The organism is Tepidiphilus succinatimandens (assembly GCF_006503695.1).
GTDB lineage: Bacteria > Pseudomonadota > Gammaproteobacteria > Burkholderiales > Rhodocyclaceae > Tepidiphilus > Tepidiphilus succinatimandens.
The window spans coordinates 70,302-89,282 of sequence record NZ_SBIK01000013.1; the positions used below are offsets into that span (position 1 = coordinate 70,302).

Here is an 18,981-nt window from a genome sequence, read left to right on the forward strand (position 1 = left end):
ACCATGCACGAAGACGAGGGAAGATCGACCGCCTCCTGTATCCGCATCCGCGGCGCGCGCCAGCACAACTTGAAGAACCTCGACGTCGAGCTACCCACGGGGCGCTTCATCGCCGTGACCGGCGTCTCGGGGGCGGGGAAATCCTCGCTCGTGATCGAGACGCTCTACGCCGAGGGGCAACGCCGCTACGTCGAGACCTTTTCCCCCTACGCACGCCAGTTCTTCGAGCGGCTCGATGCACCCGAAGTCGACGAGATCGAAGGGGTGCTGCCGGCGATCGCCATCGAGGGCGGCACCCACGTGCGCACCTCGCGCTCGACGGTGGGGACGCTCACCGAGATCGCCGATCACGCCAAATGGCTCTACGCCCGTGCCGCGCGGCTCTTCTGCCCCGGTTGCGGCGAGGAGATCGTGCCGCACACGCCGGAGACGGTGGCCGCCGACTTGGCGCGGCGTTTTGCCCCGGCCGCGCGGCTCGCCGTGCTCTACCCCGTGCCGGTGCCCGAGCGGCTACCCGCCGAGACGGTGCGCGCAGGGCTCGCCGCCCAGGGTTATTCTCGCATCGTCGCCCGCACGCCCGCCGGTGAGGGGCGCTGGTGGTGGTGGGTGGTGCAGGATCGCTTCCGCCGCGAAACGGCCGAGGAACGGCGGCTTGCCGAAGCGCTGGAGGCGGCTTTCGCCCAAGGGCAGGGACGCCTGGCGGTTGCCGACTGGGACGAACTCAGGGCGCGCTTGGGCGAGCCGCCGGAGACGGGCGAGCCTCCTGCCTGCGAGCGGCTGCCCGCGCGCGAATACCGGCGCGAGCGCTACTGCGGCGGCTGCGATTTGTCCTTTTCCGACCCTTCGCCGGGGCTCTTTTCCTTCAATTCCCCGGTGGGCGCCTGCCCGACCTGCCGCGGCTTCGGACGGGTGATCGGCATCGACTGGGACAAGGTGATCCCGGATCCCTCGCTGTCCCTGCGCCGGGGGGCGATCCGACCCTGGCAAGGGGGCTTCTCGGCCCAATGCCAGCAGGAACTGGAGATGCTCGCCCCGGCCGCCGGAGTGCGCCTGGACGTGCCTTGGTGCGAGTTGAGCGAGGCGGAGCAACGTTGGGTGCTCGAAGGCGACCCCGACTGGGTCGACTGGGAGACGAGCTGGCCGCAGCACTGGTACGGCGTGCGCCGTTACTTCGAATGGCTCGAATCCAAGGCCTACAAGATGCACGTGCGGGTGCTGCTGTCGCGCTACCGCAGCTATACCGTCTGCCCCGACTGCCACGGCACGCGCCTCAAGCCCGAGGCGCTCGCCTGGCGTCTGGTTGCCCCGGACGAGACGCCGCCACCTGGACGTCTTCCCGGTCACAGCCTGCCCGAGCTCTTCGCCTTGCCGGTGGAGGAGGCGGCCGCTTTCGTGCACCGCTGCGCCGCCGGCATCCAGGGCAAGACCCTGCGGCAGGTGCTCGAGGAAATCGCGACCCGCCTGGGCTATCTGTGCGAAGTGGGGCTGGGCTACCTCACCCTCGATCGCGCCTCGCGCACCCTCTCAGGCGGGGAGCTGCAGCGCATCCACCTCACCACGGCGCTGGGCACCTCGCTCGTGGAGACGCTCTTCGTGCTGGAAGAGCCCACCGCCGGGCTGCACGCGCGCGACGTGGCGCGGCTCATCGGCGCGATCCGCCGGCTGGTGGATCTGGGCAACACCGTGGTGCTGATCGAGCACGACCCGCAGGTGATCGCCGCCGCCGACTGGGTGATCGACCTCGGACCGGGGGCGGGGGCGCAAGGCGGGCAGCTGGTGGCCGAAGGGCCGCCGGCGGCCATCGCGGCGCATCCAGCCTCTCTCACTGGCGCCTATCTCAGCGGCCGGCTGCGGGTGCAGGCGGAACGCGCCGCGCGCGAAGTGCGCGACGGGCCTTGGCTGCACCTGCGCGGCGCGCGCGAACACAACCTCAAAGGGATCGACCTGGCGTTGCCCCTGTCGGGACTGACGGTGATCGCCGGCGTGTCCGGTTCGGGCAAGTCCACCCTGGTCGAGAACGTGCTCGTGCCCTCCGTGTCGCGGGCGCTGGGGCTCGAGGCCGATGCGCCGGGGCCGTACGATGCGCTCGAAGGGGCGCAGATGCTCGCCGATCTCGTCTGGATCGACCAGACGCCGCTTGCCAAGAGCGCGCGCTCCATGCCGGTGACGGTGACCGGGGCCTGGGACGCGCTGCGCCGGCTCTTCGCCGCCCAGCCCGAGGCCGCCGCCCACGGCTTTACCGCCGGCAGCTTCAGCTTCAACGCCGGTGAAGGGCGCTGCCCCGCCTGCGGCGGCTCGGGCTTCGAGCACGTGGAGATGCAGTTTCTCGCCGATGTCTATCTGCGCTGCCCGGTGTGCGACGGCCGGCGCTTCCGCCCCGAAGTGCTGCGCGTGCGGCTGGCCGGCAAGAACGCCGCCGACTGGCTGGAGCTCACGGTGGACGAGGCCCTGGCGCTCCTCTCCCGCCTGCCGCAGGGCAAGGCGGCTGCGGCGCACCTGCAGCCGCTCGTCGCGCTCGGGCTGGGCTACCTGCGCCTGGGCCAGCCCACGCCCACGCTCTCCGGCGGCGAAGCCCAGCGCCTCAAGCTTGCCGCGCGGCTTGCCGAACGCCGCGGCGCGGGCAAGACCCTCTACGTGCTCGACGAGCCCACGACGGGGTTGCACCAGCACGAAGTCGCGCGCCTGCTGCGCGTGCTCGAGGATCTGACCGAACAGGGCGAGGCGGTGGTGGTGGTCGAGCACCACCTCGACGTGATCGCCGCCGCCGACTGGGTGATCGAACTGGGCCCAGAAGGCGGCGAAGGCGGCGGCCGGATCGTCCATGCAGGGCCGCCCTCCATGCTCGCCGCGGCCGATACCGCCACCGGCCGGGCGCTGCGCGAGCGCACCTTCGTCTTCGCCGCGCCGGCCCTGCCGCTTGCCGCCGAACCGACTCCGTTGTACGGCCCCGCGCCGCAGCGCGGCATCGAGATCGTCGATGCGCACGAGCACAACCTCAAGCACCTCGACGTGACGATCGCGCGCGAGCGGCTCACCGTGGTCACCGGCGTGTCCGGCTCGGGCAAATCGACGCTCGCCTTCGACATCGTCTTCGCCGAAGGGCAGCGGCGCTACCTCACGGCGCTCGATGCCTACGCGCGCCAGTTCGTACAGCCGCCCCCGCCGCCCGCGGTGGGCCGCATCCTCGGCCTGTCGCCCACCGTGGCCATCGAACAGCGCACCAGCCGCGGCGGCTACAAGAGCACGGTGGGTACGCTCACCGAAATCGCCCCCTTCCTGCGGCTCCTCTACGCCCGCCTCGGCACCCCCTATTGCCCCGAGTGCGGCGTGCCGCTCGAACCGCTCGCTGCCGCCTCCCTGGCGCAGCGCCTGGCGACGCTGCCTTCGCCGCTTTCCCTCTACGCCCCGCTCGTGCGCCGCCGCAAGGGGATCTACAAGGAACTGGCCGCCTGGGCGGCACGACGCGGCGTGGCGACGCTGCTCGTCGACGGCGAGGAGGTTCCCACCAACCCCTGGCCCAAGCTCGACCGCTACCGCGAGCACGACATCGATCTGCCGATCGAGCGGCTCGCATCCACCGATGCGGCCGCCTTGCAGCGGGCCGTGCAGCAGGCGCTGGAGGTGGGCGAAGGGGTAAAGGTGCGCGACGGGCTCGGTCGCTGGCACCTCTTCGCCGGCGCCCACGTCTGTCCCTCCTGCGGCAAGGGCGCTCCGCCGCTCGATCCGCGCCTCTTCTCGCAGCATTCGCCCCTGGGTTGGTGTCCGGCCTGCCTCGGCACCGGCCGGAAACTGCTGGGCGAAGGCGCGACGCTGCGCGACGGCCGGCCGCAGGCGCTCGAGGCCGAGCGCGAGGTCGAGGGACGCCTCGTCACCGCCCAGCCCTGCCCAGAGTGCGACGGCAGCCGGCTCAACGCCGACGCCCGCGCCGTGCGACTGCAGGGGATGACGCTGCCGCAGCTCGCGCGCCTGCCGCTCGCGCGCCTGGGGCCGTGGTTCGACGAAGCCGCCGCGCAGTGGGACGAACGCAGCCGGCGCATCGCCGCCGAAGTGTTGCCGCAGATCGCGCAGCGCCTCGCCTTCCTGTGCGAAGCGGGGCTGGGCTATCTCACGCTGGAGCGCGCCGCGCCCACGCTCTCGGGGGGCGAAGCGCAGCGCATCCGGCTCGCCGCCCAGCTCGGCTCGACCCTGCGCGGCGTGTGCTACGTGCTCGACGAACCCACCATCGGCCTGCACCCGCGCGACGACGAACGCCTCATCGCCCTGCTGCGCCGGCTGCAGCGCCGCGGCAACACCGTGCTGGTGGTCGAACACGACGAGGCGATGATCCGCAGCGCCGACGAGGTGATCGACCTCGGCCCCGGCGCGGGCGAGCACGGTGGCGAGGTGGTGGCGCAAGGGCCGCTGCCGGTCATTCTCGCCTCGCCGCGCTCGCTCACCGGCAAGATGCTGCGTACCCCCATCGCGCACCGGCTCGCACCGCCGCGGCCCGTCGTCGACGACACGGCGAGCCTGTGGGTGCGTGGCGCATGGCACCACAACCTGCAGGGCATCGATGTGCGTCTGCCGCTCGCGCGCCTCACGGTGGTCACCGGCGTGTCCGGTTCGGGCAAATCGACCCTGGTGCGCGAGGTGCTTGCCCAGAGCCTGCGCCAAGGCCGACCCGTCGGCTGCGAACGCCTCGAAGGCGGCGAGGCGCTCACACGGCTCCTCGAAGTCGACCAGACACCCATCGGCAAGACCCCCCGTTCCTGCCCGGCCACCTACCTCAAGGTGTTCGATCCCATCCGCCGCCTCTTCGCCGAAACCCAGGAAGCCCGTACCCGCGGCTGGGCCCCGGCCTGGTTCTCTTTCAACACGGGGGAAGGACGCTGCCCGGTGTGCGAGGGGCAAGGCATGATCACGGTGGAAATGGCCTTCCTGCCCGACGTGCGCGAACCGTGCGAAGCCTGCGGCGGCAGCCGCTACCGCGCCGAGACCCTGCAGGTGCGCTGGCGCGGCGCCTCCATCGCCGACGTGCTGGCGATGACGGTAGCGCAGGCGGCGGAATTCTTCGCCGCCCACCCGGCGATCGCGCGGCCCCTGCGCTGGATGGAGGAAGTGGGACTGGGCTACCTGCGTCTGGGGCAACCCAGCCCGACCCTCTCCGGGGGCGAAGCGCAGCGGCTCAAGCTCGTCGCCGAGCTCTCGCGCCCGGCCCACACGCCCACCCTCTATCTGCTCGACGAGCCCACCGTCGGCCTGCATCTGGCCGACATCGAAAAGCTGCTGCACGTGCTGCACCGGCTGGTGGAGAACGGTCACACGGTGGTGGTCATCGAACACGACCCGGACGTGTGGCTCGAAGCCGACTGGATCGTCGATCTCGGCCCCGGCGGGGGCGAGGAGGGCGGGCGCCTGGTCCATCATGGAACCGTGGAATCCCTGCGCCGGCGGGGATCGGGGGCGACGAGCGAAGCGCTCAAGCGCGTGCTCGCCCGTCGCAAAGATGCTTTACTGAAGTGAGCGAGCGTATTCCGTACAAGTGAGGAGAAGACGATGGCACATGAAAACCGCGATATCCCCGTCTGGGATCCGGCGTTGCGGCTCTTTCACTGGTCGCTGGTCGCCTGCGTGGTCGGGGCGGTCGTCTCGGTCAAGATCGGTGGCAACGCCATGCGTTGGCACCAGGGTTTCGGGCTGGCGGTACTGGGGCTCATCGTCTGGCGGCTTCAGTGGGGCTTCGTCGGCCCGCAGACGGCGCGCTTTTGCACCTTCGTGCGCGGCCCCCGCGAGATCCTTGCCTATCTGCGCGGGCAATGGCATGGCGTGGGGCACAATCCTCTGGGAGCGCTTTCGGTGCTGGCGCTCCTCGGACTCTTCGGCCTGCAGGCGCTCTTGGGGCTTTTCACCTACGACGAGATTTCCTTTCGCGGCCCGCTCGCGCCCCTCATCGACGGCGACTGGCAGCTCCGCCTCACCGGCTGGCACCGCGCGCTCGAGCCGCTCTTATGGCTGATCGTGCTGCTGCACGTGGGCGCCATCGTCTTCTATGCCGTGGTGAAAAAGGACGATCTGGTGCGCCCCATGGTCACCGGCTATCGCCGGCTGCCGCCGGGTGTGCAGGACGTGCCGCGGGTGGAATGGGGGAACAAGACCTACGCGCTGCGCCTCGCGCTCACCGTGGCGGTGGCGCTTGCCGTGGTGTATCTGGCGAGCGGCGTCTGGATCCCGGCGCCCGCGCCGGTGGCGCCGGTGCCGGGAATGGACTGGTGAGGATTCAGTCTTCTTTCATGCGGAACTTGTCGTGGCAGGATTTGCAGGCCTTGCCCACTTCGCCGAACTGCTTGGCGATTGCCGCCTTGTCGCCGGCGGCGGCCACTTCGGCCAGTTTGTTCGCCTGTTCGGCGAAGTTGGTCGCTACCTGCCGCACTTCGTCGGGCTGCTCGAAGAATTCCTTCTTCAGCCGGCTCTTGTGGAAACCGACGGCACCCACCGTGTCGGGGCTGTAGAGCGCGCCCATGCCGGAATTGGCTGCGGCGGCGATGGCGTTGGCGGCTGCCGCCACCTGGGCCTGGTCGAAGGGGGCGCTGCCGTCGACGGCCTGGGCCTTGATCTTCTCCATGTTCCAGGCCATGAAGGTGTAGGCGGCCTGACGGTACTTCACTTTCTCTTCCGGTTTGAGCGCCTGGGCGGCTGCGGCGCCGGCAAGCCCCATCGCGGTGGCAAAGAGCAGGATCTGGTGCAGTTTCTTCATGGGTCTTGTCCTATGTAAAAGAATGCCGCTTCAGTATAGACAATGTCACTGGAAATGGCGAGGAGAAGAGGCTTCCCCCCGCCGTCACCCTCTGCCGGAACCCCGGCGCATCTCCCGCGCTCTTCGGCTGCCCGAGGGTGCCGCTATGGCAGCGCCAGGGGCGGGGACCTGATCACCATATTTCTGCTTGACCATCTCGCCGATGAGGCGGATGACCTCCTGGCTTGCCTGTTCGGCATCACGCATGTGCTCGATGATGGCATCCAGTATCTTGGCATCGTGCAGCCAGTCCTTGCGCGCCTTTTCGATGGCGGCATGGACGCCGGCGTGGACGCGGCGGTGCGGCTCTTCCAGGGTTCGGTATGCGGGCATGCGGGAGAAATGTTCCTTGCCATACCCTTCGTAGTACCATTTGCCCAGCCGGCATTGCGTGTGATCCGAACCGACTGCCCGAGCTTCTTCCCCTTCGCCGCCCCGCTCTGCCGCCACGTAGCCGCGCTGCATGTAGATGATGTGATCGAGCTTCACCAGCGAGGCAAAGGCCAGGTCTTTGGCCTGCTCCAGCGCCGAGATCGTCGCTTCGGCCGATTGGGCGACCGCCTCGAAGCGGTGCTCGAATCCTTGGACCTGGTCGCTGACGGTCTTCGCTTCTTCGCTCATCGCACGGGTCTGCTGCACCATCGTTCCGACCCGCGCCCGTAGCGCGTCCACCACGCCGCCGATCTCGTCGGTGGCGACCCGCGTGCGTTCGGCCAGTTTCCGTACCTCGTCGGCCACCACGGCAAAGCCGCGCCCCACTTCACCGGCGCGCGCGGCTTCGATGGCAGCGTTCAAGGCAAGCAGATTCGTCTGCTCGGTGATCTCGGCGATGATCTGCACGGTGTGCCCGATCGACTGGCTCGCCTCTTCGAGCGAACCGGCGGTCTCGGCCATCGACGCCATGTTGTGATCGATCGTGGTAAGGGCTTGCGCAAGCTGGCGTGCGGTCGTCAGGCTTTCCGATGCGCCTTGCTGATTGCGCAGGGCGAGTTTCTCTATCTCGTCCATGCGCCCGCTTACCTCCAGAAGGTCGGCCTGGTTGCCGGAGAGGTTGCGCAGGAGATTATCGACGTTGATCTGGTGCAGGCCACTGTTGAGGCGGTTCTTCGCCGCAAGCTCGGTGGCCCGTTCCATGGCGGTAAGCGCCAGGTTGATCGACTCCATCGAGCGCCGTATCTCGCCCGGCATGCCGTCGACGAAGGCGTGCCGATGGAAGTCGCCGCGGGCGGCACGGTCGAAGCAGGTATTGACGTCCTTGAAGTAGGCTTCCATCACGTCGAGCAGATCGTTCAATTCCCAGGCGATCTTGCCGATCTCGCCCAGCCCCTTGGTGCGGGTGATGCGCACGCTCAGACAGCCCTGCTTGGCCTGGGAAAGCACATCGCTCATGCGCGCGAGCGCCTTCAACGGATGCGTGATCCAGCGGTAGGCGTACCAGGCGAAGGCAATCGCCAGCAGCGGTGCAGCGACATTGAGCAGGGTTGGGCCGTGGTGCCAAAGCGAATGCCCGGCAAGCCCCAGGATCAGGGCGACGTAGGCGAGGCTCACAAGCCGTACGCGCTGCCAGATGAAGGGAATGGTGCGGCTCGCCTCGCTCGTGGGCTGCAAGAGCAGCGCCCGGGAATCGGCGGCTGGCGCGTTTTTAGGGAGCGACATGGGTTTTTCTCCCCTGGAAGAAGAGCTCGAGCACCAGCGCTTCATAGGTGGTGCCGAGCGCCTCGAGTTTCTGCGTCAGCCAGGCGAGCGAGGCCTCGCATGCTTTCGCCGGCCCGGCTTCGCGCTCGATGCGCAACATTTCGGCGTAGATCGGCGCGATCGCCTCGATCGCTTGCGGCGGGGCCTGGCGGCGTACCGAGTAGTAGCCCAGCACTTCGTCGCCGAAGCGATCGACGGTGACGTTGGCGAACACCCAGTAGTAGTGCCCCTTGGCGGTCATGTTCTTGACGAAGCCGAACCACTCCTCGCCGCGCTGGATCGTGTCCCACAGATGCCTGAAGGCGCCTCTGGGCATGTCGGGGTGGCGCACGATGTTGTGCTGCACGCCCAGCAGATCGTCCTCGGAATAGTCGGCCACCCGCATGAATACGCGGTTGGCGTAAGTGATGCGCCCTTTGAGGTCGGTCTTGCTGACGATGATCTCGTCGGGCGAGAAGTGGACCTCCACGTTCGTCGGGGTGATCTTGGGTTTCATCGAGGTCTCCTTCTGGCGCTGACATCTATCTTACGGGAGGATTATCGGCGCAAGAGGATTGAACTGGAGGATTTTTTGCCCTCTTTTCAGCGGCTCGCTTGCGCCGCCCTGCGTTATTCTGCATCATGAGACCCATGGCCCCGTGGCGCATGGCAATGCGGCAGGGGAAGGAGCGGCGAACGATGCGAACGAGACATTCGGTGGCGCGGCGCCTGATCGCCGCGATCGGGATCGTGCTGGTGGCAGGGCTGGCGGTGATGGTCGCCTGGAGCATGGCCGCCTCGCGCACCATGGCGCGCGACCAGGCGGAGCGCTTCGCCGCCTCGATCAACGAGATGACCATGGCTGGGCTCACGGCGATGATGGTCACTGGCACCGTGGGGCAGCGCGACGTTTTTCTCGACCAGATCCGCAAGCTTACGGCGGTGAGCGGCCTGGAAGTACTGCGCGGCGAAGCGGTGACGGCGCTCTACGGCAAGGGCGGGCTGGAAAAGGAGCCCGACGCGGTGGAAGCGCAGGTGCTCGCCTCCGGCCAGACCTACCTGGCGATCGAGGAGAGCGACGGAGCCCGGGCACTGCGCGCCATTTATCCGGCCAAGGCGGCGACCGACTACCTCGGGAAGAACTGCATCGTCTGCCACCAGGTGCCGGAGGGTACGGTGCTGGGGGCGGTGAGCATGCGCATCTCGCTCGGCGAGTCGGACGCCGCCACCCGCCGCTTTGCCGCTTGGGTGGGAAGTTTCGCCGTGCTGCTCGCCTTGCTTGCCGTGGGCGTGATCGCCTGGGTGGTGCGCCGCTCGGTGGCGCGGCCCTTGGCGCACTTGGTCGCCAGCCTCGAGGAGATCGCCCAGGGCGAAGGCGACCTGACGCGGCGCCTGCCGGTGGAGCGCGACGACGAGATCGGCGCGGCCGCCGCCGGCTTCAACCGCATGCTCGAGACGGTGGCCGAGCTGGTGCGCGAGGTCAAGCGCACCGTGACTACCCTAGAAGAGGCGACGGCGGAGATGGCGCGCAGCGGCGATGCGGTGCGCGCCGGGGCGAAAACGCAGAACGCCGTGGTGGCCCAGGTACGGGAGCTGATCGGGCGGCTGCATGAGGCGGCGGTCGGGGTGGCCGCGGAGATCGCGGCCATCCAGGCCGAGTCGCAGGTGAGCCGCGAGCGCACCGAGACGAGCCGGGCACGGCTCTCCGCCCTCGTCGATGCCTTCGCGGCCATCGAAGAGGCGCTCTCCTCGCTGGTCGAGGCGATGGAAGCCTTCACCCAATCCTCGCACGAGATCCGGGTCATCACCCAGGAAGTGCGCGAAATCGCCGACCAGACGAATCTTTTGGCGCTCAACGCCGCGATCGAAGCCGCGCGCGCCGGCGAGGCGGGGCGGGGCTTCGCGGTGGTGGCCGACGAAGTGAGGAAACTGGCCGAGAAGTCCGGTGCCGCCGCCGGGCGCATCGACACCATCACCGCCGCCGTGGTCGAGCGCAGCGATCAGCTCTACGCCGCGTTCGAGTCCGGCCAGGAAAAATTGAAGGAAGTGCGCCGCGTCTCGGACGAGGTGACCGAGCGTCTGGCCGAGGCCGGAGCGGCAGTGGCCGACGTCGGCCGACGGCTCGATGCGGTCACCGTCACGACCGAAGAGGAGCGGGAGCTGGCCGAGCAGGCTGCATCCGCGGTCGAAGGGATCGCGCGGGAGACGGGACGGCTCGATGCCGAAGTCGATGCCATGGCCTCGGCGGTGGAGAAGGTGCAGACGCAGGCGCAGCAGCTCGTCGAGCGCGTGCGCCGCTTCCGCGTGGAGTGAGTTTACTGCCGCCGGATGGCGATGAAGAGCCGCATGCCGTTGCGATCGACGAGCACTGCGAACCGGTTGCCGGCCTTGCTCACCGCCTGACGGAATTCCTCCGGCGTGCGCACCGGCTGCTGGTTCACTGCCAGGATCACGTCGCCTGGGCGCAAGCCTGCGAGCGCTGCCAGCCCTTCGACGCGGGTCACGAGCACGCCACCTTCTTCCAGGCCGCGCTCTTTCGCCTCCTGGGCGGTGAGGGGGCGCACGGCGATGCCTGCTGCGCTCGGCTCTCCAGGGGATTTCTTGCCAGGGACCGCCGCGCGCGCCGTGTCCTCGTCCAGTTCGGCCAGCGTCACGCTCTTCTCCAGGCGTTTCCCTTGGCGCAGGAGCTCGACGCGTACCGCCTCGCCCGGTTTGCGCCGTCCGATGAGGCGCGGCAGGTCGGCGGAATCTTTGACTTTCTGGCCGTCGACCGCGACGATGACGTCGCCCGCCTGGATGCCGGCCTTGGCTGCCGGGCTGCCTTCTTCGACATTGGCGACCAGGGCTCCTTCAGGCTTGTCGAGCCCGAAGCTCTTTGCCAGTTCCTCGTCCATGCCCTGGATGACCACGCCGAGCTTGCCGCGCTGCACCCGGCCGTAGGCGATGAGCTGATCCTTCACCTCCTGCGCCACGTCGCTGGGGATGGCGAAGGCGATGCCCATGTAGCCGCCGGAGCGCGAATAGATCTGGCTGTTGATGCCGATCACCTCGCCGTCCATGTTGAAGAGCGGTCCGCCCGAATTCCCCGGATTGACCGCCGCGTCGGTCTGGATGAAGGGGACGTAGGTTTCGTCGGGCAGGCGGCGCGACTTGGCCGAGATGATGCCGGCGGTGACGCTGTGCTCGAAGCCGAAGGGGGAACCTACGGCGATCACCCACTGGCCGACGCGGGCCTTCTCGGGATCGCCGAATTTCACCGTCGGCAGACCCTTGGCGTCGATCTTGACCACGGCGATGTCGGTACGGCGATCGGCGCCGACCACCTTGGCCGGGAATTTGCGCCCGTCGGCGAGCTGGACCGTGACGTCAGTTCCCTCGCCGCCCTCGCCCACCACATGGGCGTTGGTGAGGATGTAGCCGTCGGCCGAGACGATGAAGCCGGAGCCGAGGCCGCGCTGCACCGGCGCCTCGCCCCGTCCGCCGGGCATTTGGGGCAACGGGATGCCGAAGCGGCGGAAGAATTCGAAGAAAGGATCATTTTCGTCGAAGGGAAAGGGCAGGGCTTCTTCGCTCGAACGGCTCAGCACGGTGATATTGACTACCGCCGGAGTCACCTGCTCGACCAGGTCGGCAAAATCCGGCAGGCGCTGCTCGGAGCCGCCGAAAAGCACGGGGCGCAAGGCCGGTTCAGCCGCGCCGACTGCGGGCACGATGCCCGTTCCCAAGGCGAAGGCGAGCGCCAGCGCCACGCCGCGACGGCGCAGGCCGGCAGGGGTAGGATGCCGCGGACACACTCCATTCATGGCTACTCCTTCCATGCGGGAAAAAGCTCATTGTACGGGATCGTTCGGGAACAAAACGCCGGCATCGATGGTAAAAAGATTTGATACACTGGCCGAAGACGGTTGCCGGCAAGGGGGATTCATCATGACGCTCACCGATTTGCGCTATCTCGTCGCGCTCGCGCAGGAGCGGCACTTCGGTCGCGCCGCCGAGCGCTGCCACGTGAGTCAGCCCACGCTCTCGGTGGCGATCAAGAAACTCGAGCAGCATCTCGGGGTGCTGCTCTTCGAGCGCAACCCCAACGAGGTCAAACTCACCGAGATCGGCCGGCAGGTGGTGGAGCAGGCCGAGCGGGTGCTGCGCGAGGCGCAGCGCGTCGAAGAGATCGCCCAGGCGGGCAAGGATCCTCTCATCGGGCCGCTGCGGCTGGGGGTCATCTTTACCATCGGCCCTTACCTGCTGCCGCGGCTGATTCCACTCGTGCATGAGTTCGCCCCCAAAATGCCGCTCATCATTCACGAGGATTACACGGCGAAGCTCGCCGAGCAGCTCAAGCACGGCGAGATCGACGTCGCCGTGCTCGCTCTGCCCTTCTCCGAACCGGGGCTCGTCACGCAGCCGGTCTATGACGAGCCTTTCCGCGTCCTCATGCCGGCCGAGCATCCCTGGACGACGTTCGATCGCATTCCGGCGGCCAAGCTTGCCGAGGAAAACGTGCTGCTCCTTGGCGCGGGCAACTGCTTCCGCGACCAGGTGCTGGAAGTGTGCCCGCAATGCGTGAGCAATTCGCCGCTGCAGGAGGCGCTCGCCGGAAGTTCTCTCGAAACCATCCGCTACATGGTGGCGAGCGGCCTGGGCGTGACGGTATTGCCCTCGTCGGCCGCCGACGACGCCTCGCGCATGAACCCCCTGCTCGCGGTGCGACCTTTTGCCGAGCCCGAACCTTACCGCCGGGTGGTACTGGTGTGGCGTGTCACCTATCCGCGCCACGGCGCGATCGACGTGCTGCGCCGCGCCATCTTCGCCGCCGATCTGCCTGGCGTGCGCCCGGTTGGCCCGGCGCCGCGGCGTCTGCCCGAGGAGCAGAGCCCGGCCGAGGCAACGTCATAACCTGGAGTGAAGTGAGCGATTGCCGGTGACGATTTGTCAGCCTCGCCGGCATGCGCTATATTGATCTGCGTCAGGTTCCTTCAAGGAGAGAAGCATGAGCAAAGGGCAAGACAGTACCGCCATCGACATCGGCATCGACGAAAAAGACCGCAAGAAGATCGCCGAGGGGCTCGCCAAGCTCTTGGCCGATTCCTACACGCTGTACCTGGCTACGCACAACTTCCACTGGAACGTGACGGGGCCGATGTTCAACACCCTACACCTGATGTTCGAGCAGCAGTACACCGAGCTCGCCACGGCGGTGGACGACATCGCCGAGCGCATCCGCGCCTTGGGGTACCCGGCACCCGGAACCTACGCCGAGTTTCTCGAACTCACCCGGCTCGAGGAGCCCAAGCCCGGTCTCAAGGCCGAGGACATGATCCGCTATCTCATCAAGGGGCAGGAGACGGTGGTGCGTACGGCACGCGAGACGCTGCCCGTGGCCGAGAAGGCCAACGACCAGCCCACACTCGATCTGCTCACGCAGCGCATGCAGATCCACGAGAAGAACGCCTGGATGCTGCGCAGCCTGCTCGAGTGATCACTCCTTGCGCAGGATATGCTGCGGTGGCCGATCGGGAAACCGGTCGGCTTTTTTTGTAGGTATCGAGGGGAGGACGCCTTTCGTTCGGGGAAAAGCGAGAGGGGGAAGGAGGGGAGGGGGAAATCGAGAAGTGGCGCGCCCGGCAGGAATCGAACCTGCGACCTTTGGCTTCGGAGGCCAACGCTCTATCCCCTGAGCTACGGGCGCGGGAAGGTAAAGTCAAATTATCGCACAAAATGCGCCGCGTGCGCCGCCGGTTTCAGCGCGGTCGCCCTACTCGTGCCGCAACGCCTCGATCGGATCGAGCCGGGCGGCGCGGCGCGCCGGGAAGAAACCGAAGACGATACCGATGGCGCCCGAGAAGAGTGCGGCGATCAGCACGATGCCGTAATCCGGCGAGAAGGGGAATCCCAGTTTCTGCGCGGCCACGAGCGAGAAGACGAGCGCCAGCGTGATGCCGATGGCCCCGCCCAGCAGCGCGAGCACCACGGCTTCGACCAGGAACTGCAGCATGACGTCGGCGGCGCGCGCGCCGATCGCCAGGCGGATGCCGATTTCGCGCGTGCGCTCGGTCACCGACACCAGCATGATGTTCATGATGCCGATGCCGCCCACCAGCAGGCTGATGCCGGCCACCGCCCCGAGCAGCACCGTGAGCATGCGCGTGGTGCTGGTGAGCGTGCGCTCGATCTCCTTGGAGTCGATGAGGCGGAAGTTGTCCTCCATGTTGGCCGAGAGGTGCCGGCGCTCGCGCAGCACGAGCCGGATGTCCGCGAGCACGCGCTCGTTGTCGATGCCGTCGGCAAGCGAGAGCTGGATGGAGTCCACGTCGGTGGTGCCGGAGATGCGCCGCTGGTAGGTACGCAAGGGGATGATTACGATGTCATCCTGATCGGTGCCCATGGCGCTCTGGCCTTTTGCATCCAGCAGACCGATGATCTCGCAGGAGAATTTGTCCACGCGCATGCGCTGGCCGATGGGATCTTCGCTGCCGAAGAGCTCGCGCGCCACCGTCTGCCCGACGATGCAGGAAGCCACGCCGGCGCGCAGTTCGCTCGGCGTAAAGCCGCGGCCCTTGACGATTTCCCAGCGCCGCGCTTCGAGGTATCCCTCGCCCGCCCCGACCACGGTGGTGCTCCAGCTCTGGTTGCCGGCCACCACGGTGAGGGTGCGCAGCGACACCGGCGTCGACCAGGCCACGCCGGGCACTTCGCGGGCGATCGCCAGCGCGTCCTCCACCTTGAAGGGAACGACGTTCTGCCCCGGGCCGAAGCCGCGCGAAGGCCGCAGGAAGACGATGTTGCTGCCCAGCGACGAGATCTGGTCGGAGACCGCCTGGGTGGCGCCGCGTCCGAGCGTGACCATGGCGATCACCGCGCCCACGCCGATGACGATGCCGAGCACGGTGAGAAAGGAGCGCAGGGCGTTCCTGCCCAGCGAGCGGATCGCTTCGCGCAGCGCATTGCCCAGCATCAGGCCGCCTCCCCGGCGCCGTCGATGCGCTCGACGTGCCCGTCGCGGAAGTGCACCACGCGCTGGGCGTAGGCAGCGATGTCCGGTTCGTGCGTCACCATGACGATGGTGAGGTGCCGTTCGCGGTTGAACCGGGTGATGAGCGCCATGATCTCGTGGCTGCGGGCGGAGTCGAGGTTGCCGGTGGGCTCGTCGGCGAGTAAGACTTTTGGCTGGGCGACGATGGCCCGGGCAATCGCCACGCGCTGCTGCTGCCCACCGGAGAGTTCGCTCGGCACGTGGTGCTCGCGGCCGGAAAGCCCGACCTGCGCGAGCGCCTCACGCGCGCGCAGGCGCCGTTCGTGGGCCGGTACTCCCTGATAGACGAGGGGCAGTTCGACGTTTTCTTGGGCCGTGACGCGCGGCAGCAGGTGGAAGCCCTGGAAGACGAAACCCAGGGTATGGCGGCGCAGCAGCGCCCGTCCGTCGTTGTCGAGTTCGGTGACTTCGACGTCGCCGAGCCGGTAGCTGCCGCGGGTGGGGGTGTCGAGGCAGCCGAGGATGTTCATGGTGGTCGATTTGCCCGAACCGCTCGGTCCCATGAGGGCGACGAACTCGCCCGGCCAGACGTCGAGGTCGATGCCGCCCAGCGCGACGACGCGCGCGTCGCCCTGGCCATAGACGCGCTCGACGCCGCGCAAGCGGATGAGCGGTGCGCGGGTGGACGGCGCGCCCTCTCGCTGCGGCCCGTTCATGGCTTGGGGCGCTCCGTGGCGGTGATGACCGGCGTGCCCGGTTCGAGCTTGCCGGAGCGCACTTCCAGGACCTGGGTGCGCCGCCCGTCCGAAGGGCCCAGCCGTACGCGCACGGGGGCGGGGGCTCCGTCCTCGCCGAGCACCCAGATCGTGGCTTCTTCGCGCGTCTTCTTCTCGGGCGGTGGCGTAGGCGCAGCGGGAAAGGGGGGGCGGAAGAGTGCGCCCAGCCCGCCGCTGCCCGCGGCCGGTTTGGGCGCCGCTTCGGGCGGGCGGTAGCGCAGCGCGGCGTTGGCAATCGTCAGTACGTCTTCGAGGTGCTGGCTGAGGATCTCGGCGGTGGCGGTCATGCCCGGGCGCAGCTTGAGCTCGGGGTTGCCCACGGTGATTTCGGTCTTGTAGGTGACCACGCCGTTGACCAGTTCCGAACCGTAGCGCACGAGTTTTACCCGGCCGCTGAAGGGCTGGTCGGGATAGGCGTCTACGGTAAAGCTCACGCTCTGCCCTTCGGCTACCTTGCCCACGTCGGCCTCGTCGACGTCGGCCAAAAGCTCCATCTGGGCGAGATCCTCGGCCAGGGTGAAGAGCACGGGCGTCTGCAGCGAGGCGGCAATCGTCTGCCCAGGGTCGATGCTGCGTTTGAGCACCACGCCGCCGATGGGGCTGCGAATGACGGATTTGTCGAGATCGGTGAGGATGGAGGTGAGCTGCGCTTCGCTGGCCTTGATTTCGGCTTTGGCTTGCAGCAGCTCCGCTTCGGCGCGGGCGACGTTCGCGGCGGCGCTGTCCAGATCCTGTTGCGCCACGGCCTGGCCGGCGCTGAGCTTGCCGGCGTGCTGCAGGCGCTGCAGCTTGGCCCGGGCTTCCGTCAGGGTGGCTTCGAGCTGCGGGATTTTGGCGCGCGCCAGGGCGAGATTCGCTTCGGCCTGCACGCGCTGCGCCTCGAGCTTGCGCGTATCGAGCCGGGCGAGCACTTGGCCGACCTTGACCGGATCGTTGAAATCGACGTAGACCTCGCGGATCGTGCCGGAGATCTCGGCGCCGACGTCGACCTGGTTGGTCGGGCTGAGGTTGCCGGTGGCAGTGACGGTGATCGACAGATCCCCGCGCTGGGCCGCGTCGGTGAGGTAGCGCACGCTCACCGGTTCCCCGCCGCGCTTGCCGACGAACCACAGGCCGGCAGCCAGCAGCAGGACGAGGAGCCCGCCGGCGAGGATGATGCGCCGCCGCCGGCGTAGGCGCGCGAGTTCGGCGCGCAGATGCGAGGTGTCGAGCACGGCGTCGGCGGAGTTGGGAGCAGTTTCGTTCATCGGACGGTTTCCTCCTGCGGCGCCTCGCCCGGCCAGCCGCCGCCGAGCGCCTTGTAGAGACGAACGCGGTCGCCGGCGTTCTGTCCTTGCTGCGCGACGAACGCGTCGGTGGCCGAGAGCCAGGTGCGCTGCGTGTCGATGAGCACGGTGTAGTCGGTCAGGCCCGAGCGGTATTGCGCGAGCGCCAGCTCCACGCTCGCGCGGGCGCTGTCGGCTGCCTGTCGCAGGTCGTCCAGGCGGCGGTCGTCTTCCTGGAGCGTGAGGAGGGCGTTCTCCACCTCGCTCAGGGCGCTGAGCACGCTCTTGCGGTAGTCGGCAAAGCTTTGCATGAGCTGCGCTTCGCTCGCCTCCAGCTGCGCCGACAGCTTGCCGCCATCGAAGAGGGTGGCGAGCGGCGCGAACGCGAGGCTCCAGGTGCGTGCACTCGCCTGCCACAGATCGCCTGCGGTGAGCGCGGTAAGGCCCAGGCTGCCGCTCAAGGGGAAGCTCGGGTAGCGCGCCGCGTCGGCCACGTCACGCTGCGCGGCGGCGGCGGCGAGCTGCGCCTCGCTGCGGCGTACGTCGGGGCGGCGGCGCAGCACGTCGGCGGGAATGCCGGCCGCGGGCAGGGGCGGCAGGCGCGTCACCCAGGGTGCGAGATAGGCGAGCTCCGGCGGTTTGGCCCCCGCGGCGGCGGGCGGCGGCCCTGGCGGCTGGTCGCGCGTGAGTCGCTCGTGCCAGTAACCCGGGGCTTCTCCGGCGAGCAGCGCGAGCGCATTCAGGGCGCTCTCCCGGCCCTGGGCGAGCGCGGCGCGCTGCGCCCGGGTCTGCGCGAGCAGAGTCTGGGCCTGGCGCACGTCGAGCTCGCTCACCAGTCCCGCGGCGGCCTTGGCCTGGGCGAGCGCCAGGCTGCGCTCGAGCACCACGAGTTGCGCCTCGAGCAGCGTCAGGCGAGCGTGCGCCGTGCGCGCGTCGAACCAGGATTGCGCCGCCTCGGCCGTGGTGCTCACCAGCACGTCGGCCAGATCATAGGTGGCTGCCGTCTGCTGCGCCTCGGCCGCGCGCAGTGCTGCCCGCCGCCCGCCGAAGACGTCGAGCTCCCATTGCGCGTCGAAGCCGACCTGGAACTGGTTTTCGATCGTTCCCATGCCCGTTTCGGCGCTCGTGCGGTTGCGCGCGGCGCTGCCGCTGCCGGTTATGGTGGGGCCGAGATCGGCGGCGGTGGCGCGCCGCTGCGCCCGCGCCTGGGCCAGGCGCGCGAGCGCCGCTTCGAGGTCGAGATTGTCGCGGCGCACCTTGGCCACGATCTCCTCGAGCACGGGGTCGGCGAAATGGCGCCACCATTGGGTGAGCTCGGCCTCGTCCGCCTCCGGTGCGGCCTGACGAAACGCCGCCGGCGGAGGTGGCGCCTGCGGCGGCACCGTGACGATGGCGCAGGCCGCGCACACACAGGCGGCCAAGAGCGCCGCTGTGCGCGTGGGAAACCGGAAGAGCGGGATGGTCGGCTCCATGGAGGGATCAGGCGGCTCTGGCAACGGGATCGAACCTACGGGGCGTGATTGT

13 protein-coding genes and 1 tRNA gene are annotated in these 18,981 nt (G+C 68.5%); 5 read left to right on the plus strand and 9 right to left on the minus strand.

What is annotated here, in order from left to right; all coding sequences use genetic code 11:
• Positions 1 to 3: 3 nt before the first annotated feature.
• Complete coding sequence (uvrA, locus tag EPD82_RS08950) at positions 4 to 5,502, plus strand: excinuclease ABC subunit UvrA (protein ID WP_141056470.1); 5,499 nt, start codon at positions 4 to 6, stop codon at positions 5,500 to 5,502.
• A gap of 33 nt (positions 5,503 to 5,535) precedes the next feature.
• The gene (locus tag EPD82_RS08955) at positions 5,536 to 6,252 is read left to right on the plus strand and encodes a cytochrome b/b6 domain-containing protein (protein ID WP_055423027.1); all 717 of its coding nucleotides are present in this window, start codon (positions 5,536 to 5,538) and stop codon (positions 6,250 to 6,252) included.
• Positions 6,253 to 6,256: 4 nt separating this feature from the next.
• Here the strand turns inward: EPD82_RS08955 and EPD82_RS08960 are convergent, their stop codons facing one another.
• The 3 genes from EPD82_RS08960 to EPD82_RS08970 form a co-directional block, all read right to left on the minus strand.
• Positions 6,257 to 6,733, minus strand: a complete 477-nt coding sequence (locus EPD82_RS08960) for a c-type cytochrome (RefSeq protein WP_055423026.1) — start codon at positions 6,731 to 6,733, stop codon at positions 6,257 to 6,259.
• 84 nt (positions 6,734 to 6,817) lie between these two features.
• Entirely contained in the window at positions 6,818 to 8,428 is a 1,611-nt protein-coding gene (locus tag EPD82_RS08965) for a methyl-accepting chemotaxis protein (protein ID WP_206202262.1), read from the minus strand.
• Positions 8,415 to 8,963: a PAS domain-containing protein gene (locus EPD82_RS08970; RefSeq protein ID WP_141056456.1), complete on the minus strand. Its 549-nt coding sequence runs from the start codon at positions 8,961 to 8,963 to the stop codon at positions 8,415 to 8,417. The genes EPD82_RS08965 and EPD82_RS08970 overlap by 14 nt, the downstream gene beginning before the upstream one ends.
• A gap of 182 nt (positions 8,964 to 9,145) precedes the next feature.
• Between EPD82_RS08970 and EPD82_RS08975 the strand changes: the two genes are divergently transcribed.
• The gene (locus EPD82_RS08975) at positions 9,146 to 10,759 is read left to right on the plus strand and encodes a methyl-accepting chemotaxis protein (RefSeq protein WP_141056457.1); all 1,614 of its coding nucleotides are present in this window, start codon (positions 9,146 to 9,148) and stop codon (positions 10,757 to 10,759) included.
• 2 nt (positions 10,760 to 10,761) lie between these two features.
• Here EPD82_RS08975 and EPD82_RS08980 read toward each other — a convergent pair whose 3' ends face one another.
• The gene (locus EPD82_RS08980; protein ID WP_055423023.1) at positions 10,762 to 12,249 is read right to left on the minus strand and encodes a DegQ family serine endoprotease; all 1,488 of its coding nucleotides are present in this window, start codon (positions 12,247 to 12,249) and stop codon (positions 10,762 to 10,764) included.
• 124 nt (positions 12,250 to 12,373) lie between these two features.
• On the opposite strand from EPD82_RS08980, the gene EPD82_RS08985 reads away from it, so the two are divergent.
• Positions 12,374 to 13,339 (plus strand): hydrogen peroxide-inducible genes activator, encoded by a 966-nt coding sequence (locus EPD82_RS08985; RefSeq protein WP_141056458.1) that lies wholly within the window; start codon positions 12,374 to 12,376, stop codon positions 13,337 to 13,339.
• Positions 13,340 to 13,433: 94 nt separating this feature from the next.
• Entirely contained in the window at positions 13,434 to 13,922 is a 489-nt protein-coding gene (locus tag EPD82_RS08990) for a Dps family protein (RefSeq protein WP_055423021.1), read from the plus strand.
• A 134-nt stretch (positions 13,923 to 14,056) separates the two neighbouring features.
• Here the strand turns inward: EPD82_RS08990 and EPD82_RS08995 are convergent.
• The 5 genes from EPD82_RS08995 to EPD82_RS09015 form a co-directional block, all read right to left on the minus strand.
• Positions 14,057 to 14,132: transfer RNA gene (locus EPD82_RS08995), tRNA-Arg, on the minus strand.
• 66 nt (positions 14,133 to 14,198) lie between these two features.
• Positions 14,199 to 15,398, minus strand: coding sequence for an ABC transporter permease (locus tag EPD82_RS09000; protein WP_055423020.1), 1,200 nt, complete (start codon positions 15,396 to 15,398; stop codon positions 14,199 to 14,201).
• Positions 15,398 to 16,132 carry an ABC transporter ATP-binding protein gene (locus EPD82_RS09005; protein ID WP_055423019.1) on the minus strand — a complete coding sequence of 245 codons (735 nt, stop codon included), beginning with the start codon at positions 16,130 to 16,132 and terminating at the stop codon, positions 15,398 to 15,400. The genes EPD82_RS09000 and EPD82_RS09005 overlap by 1 nt, the downstream gene beginning before the upstream one ends.
• Complete coding sequence (locus EPD82_RS09010; protein WP_141056459.1) at positions 16,129 to 17,439, minus strand: efflux RND transporter periplasmic adaptor subunit; 1,311 nt, start codon at positions 17,437 to 17,439, stop codon at positions 16,129 to 16,131. The genes EPD82_RS09005 and EPD82_RS09010 overlap by 4 nt, the downstream gene beginning before the upstream one ends.
• On the minus strand, positions 17,436 to 18,929 hold the full coding sequence (locus EPD82_RS09015) for an efflux transporter outer membrane subunit (RefSeq protein ID WP_170210816.1): 1,494 nt from the start codon (positions 18,927 to 18,929) through the stop codon (positions 17,436 to 17,438). Before EPD82_RS09015 ends, EPD82_RS09010 begins: the two co-directional genes overlap by 4 nt.
• Positions 18,930 to 18,981 lie beyond the last annotated feature (52 nt).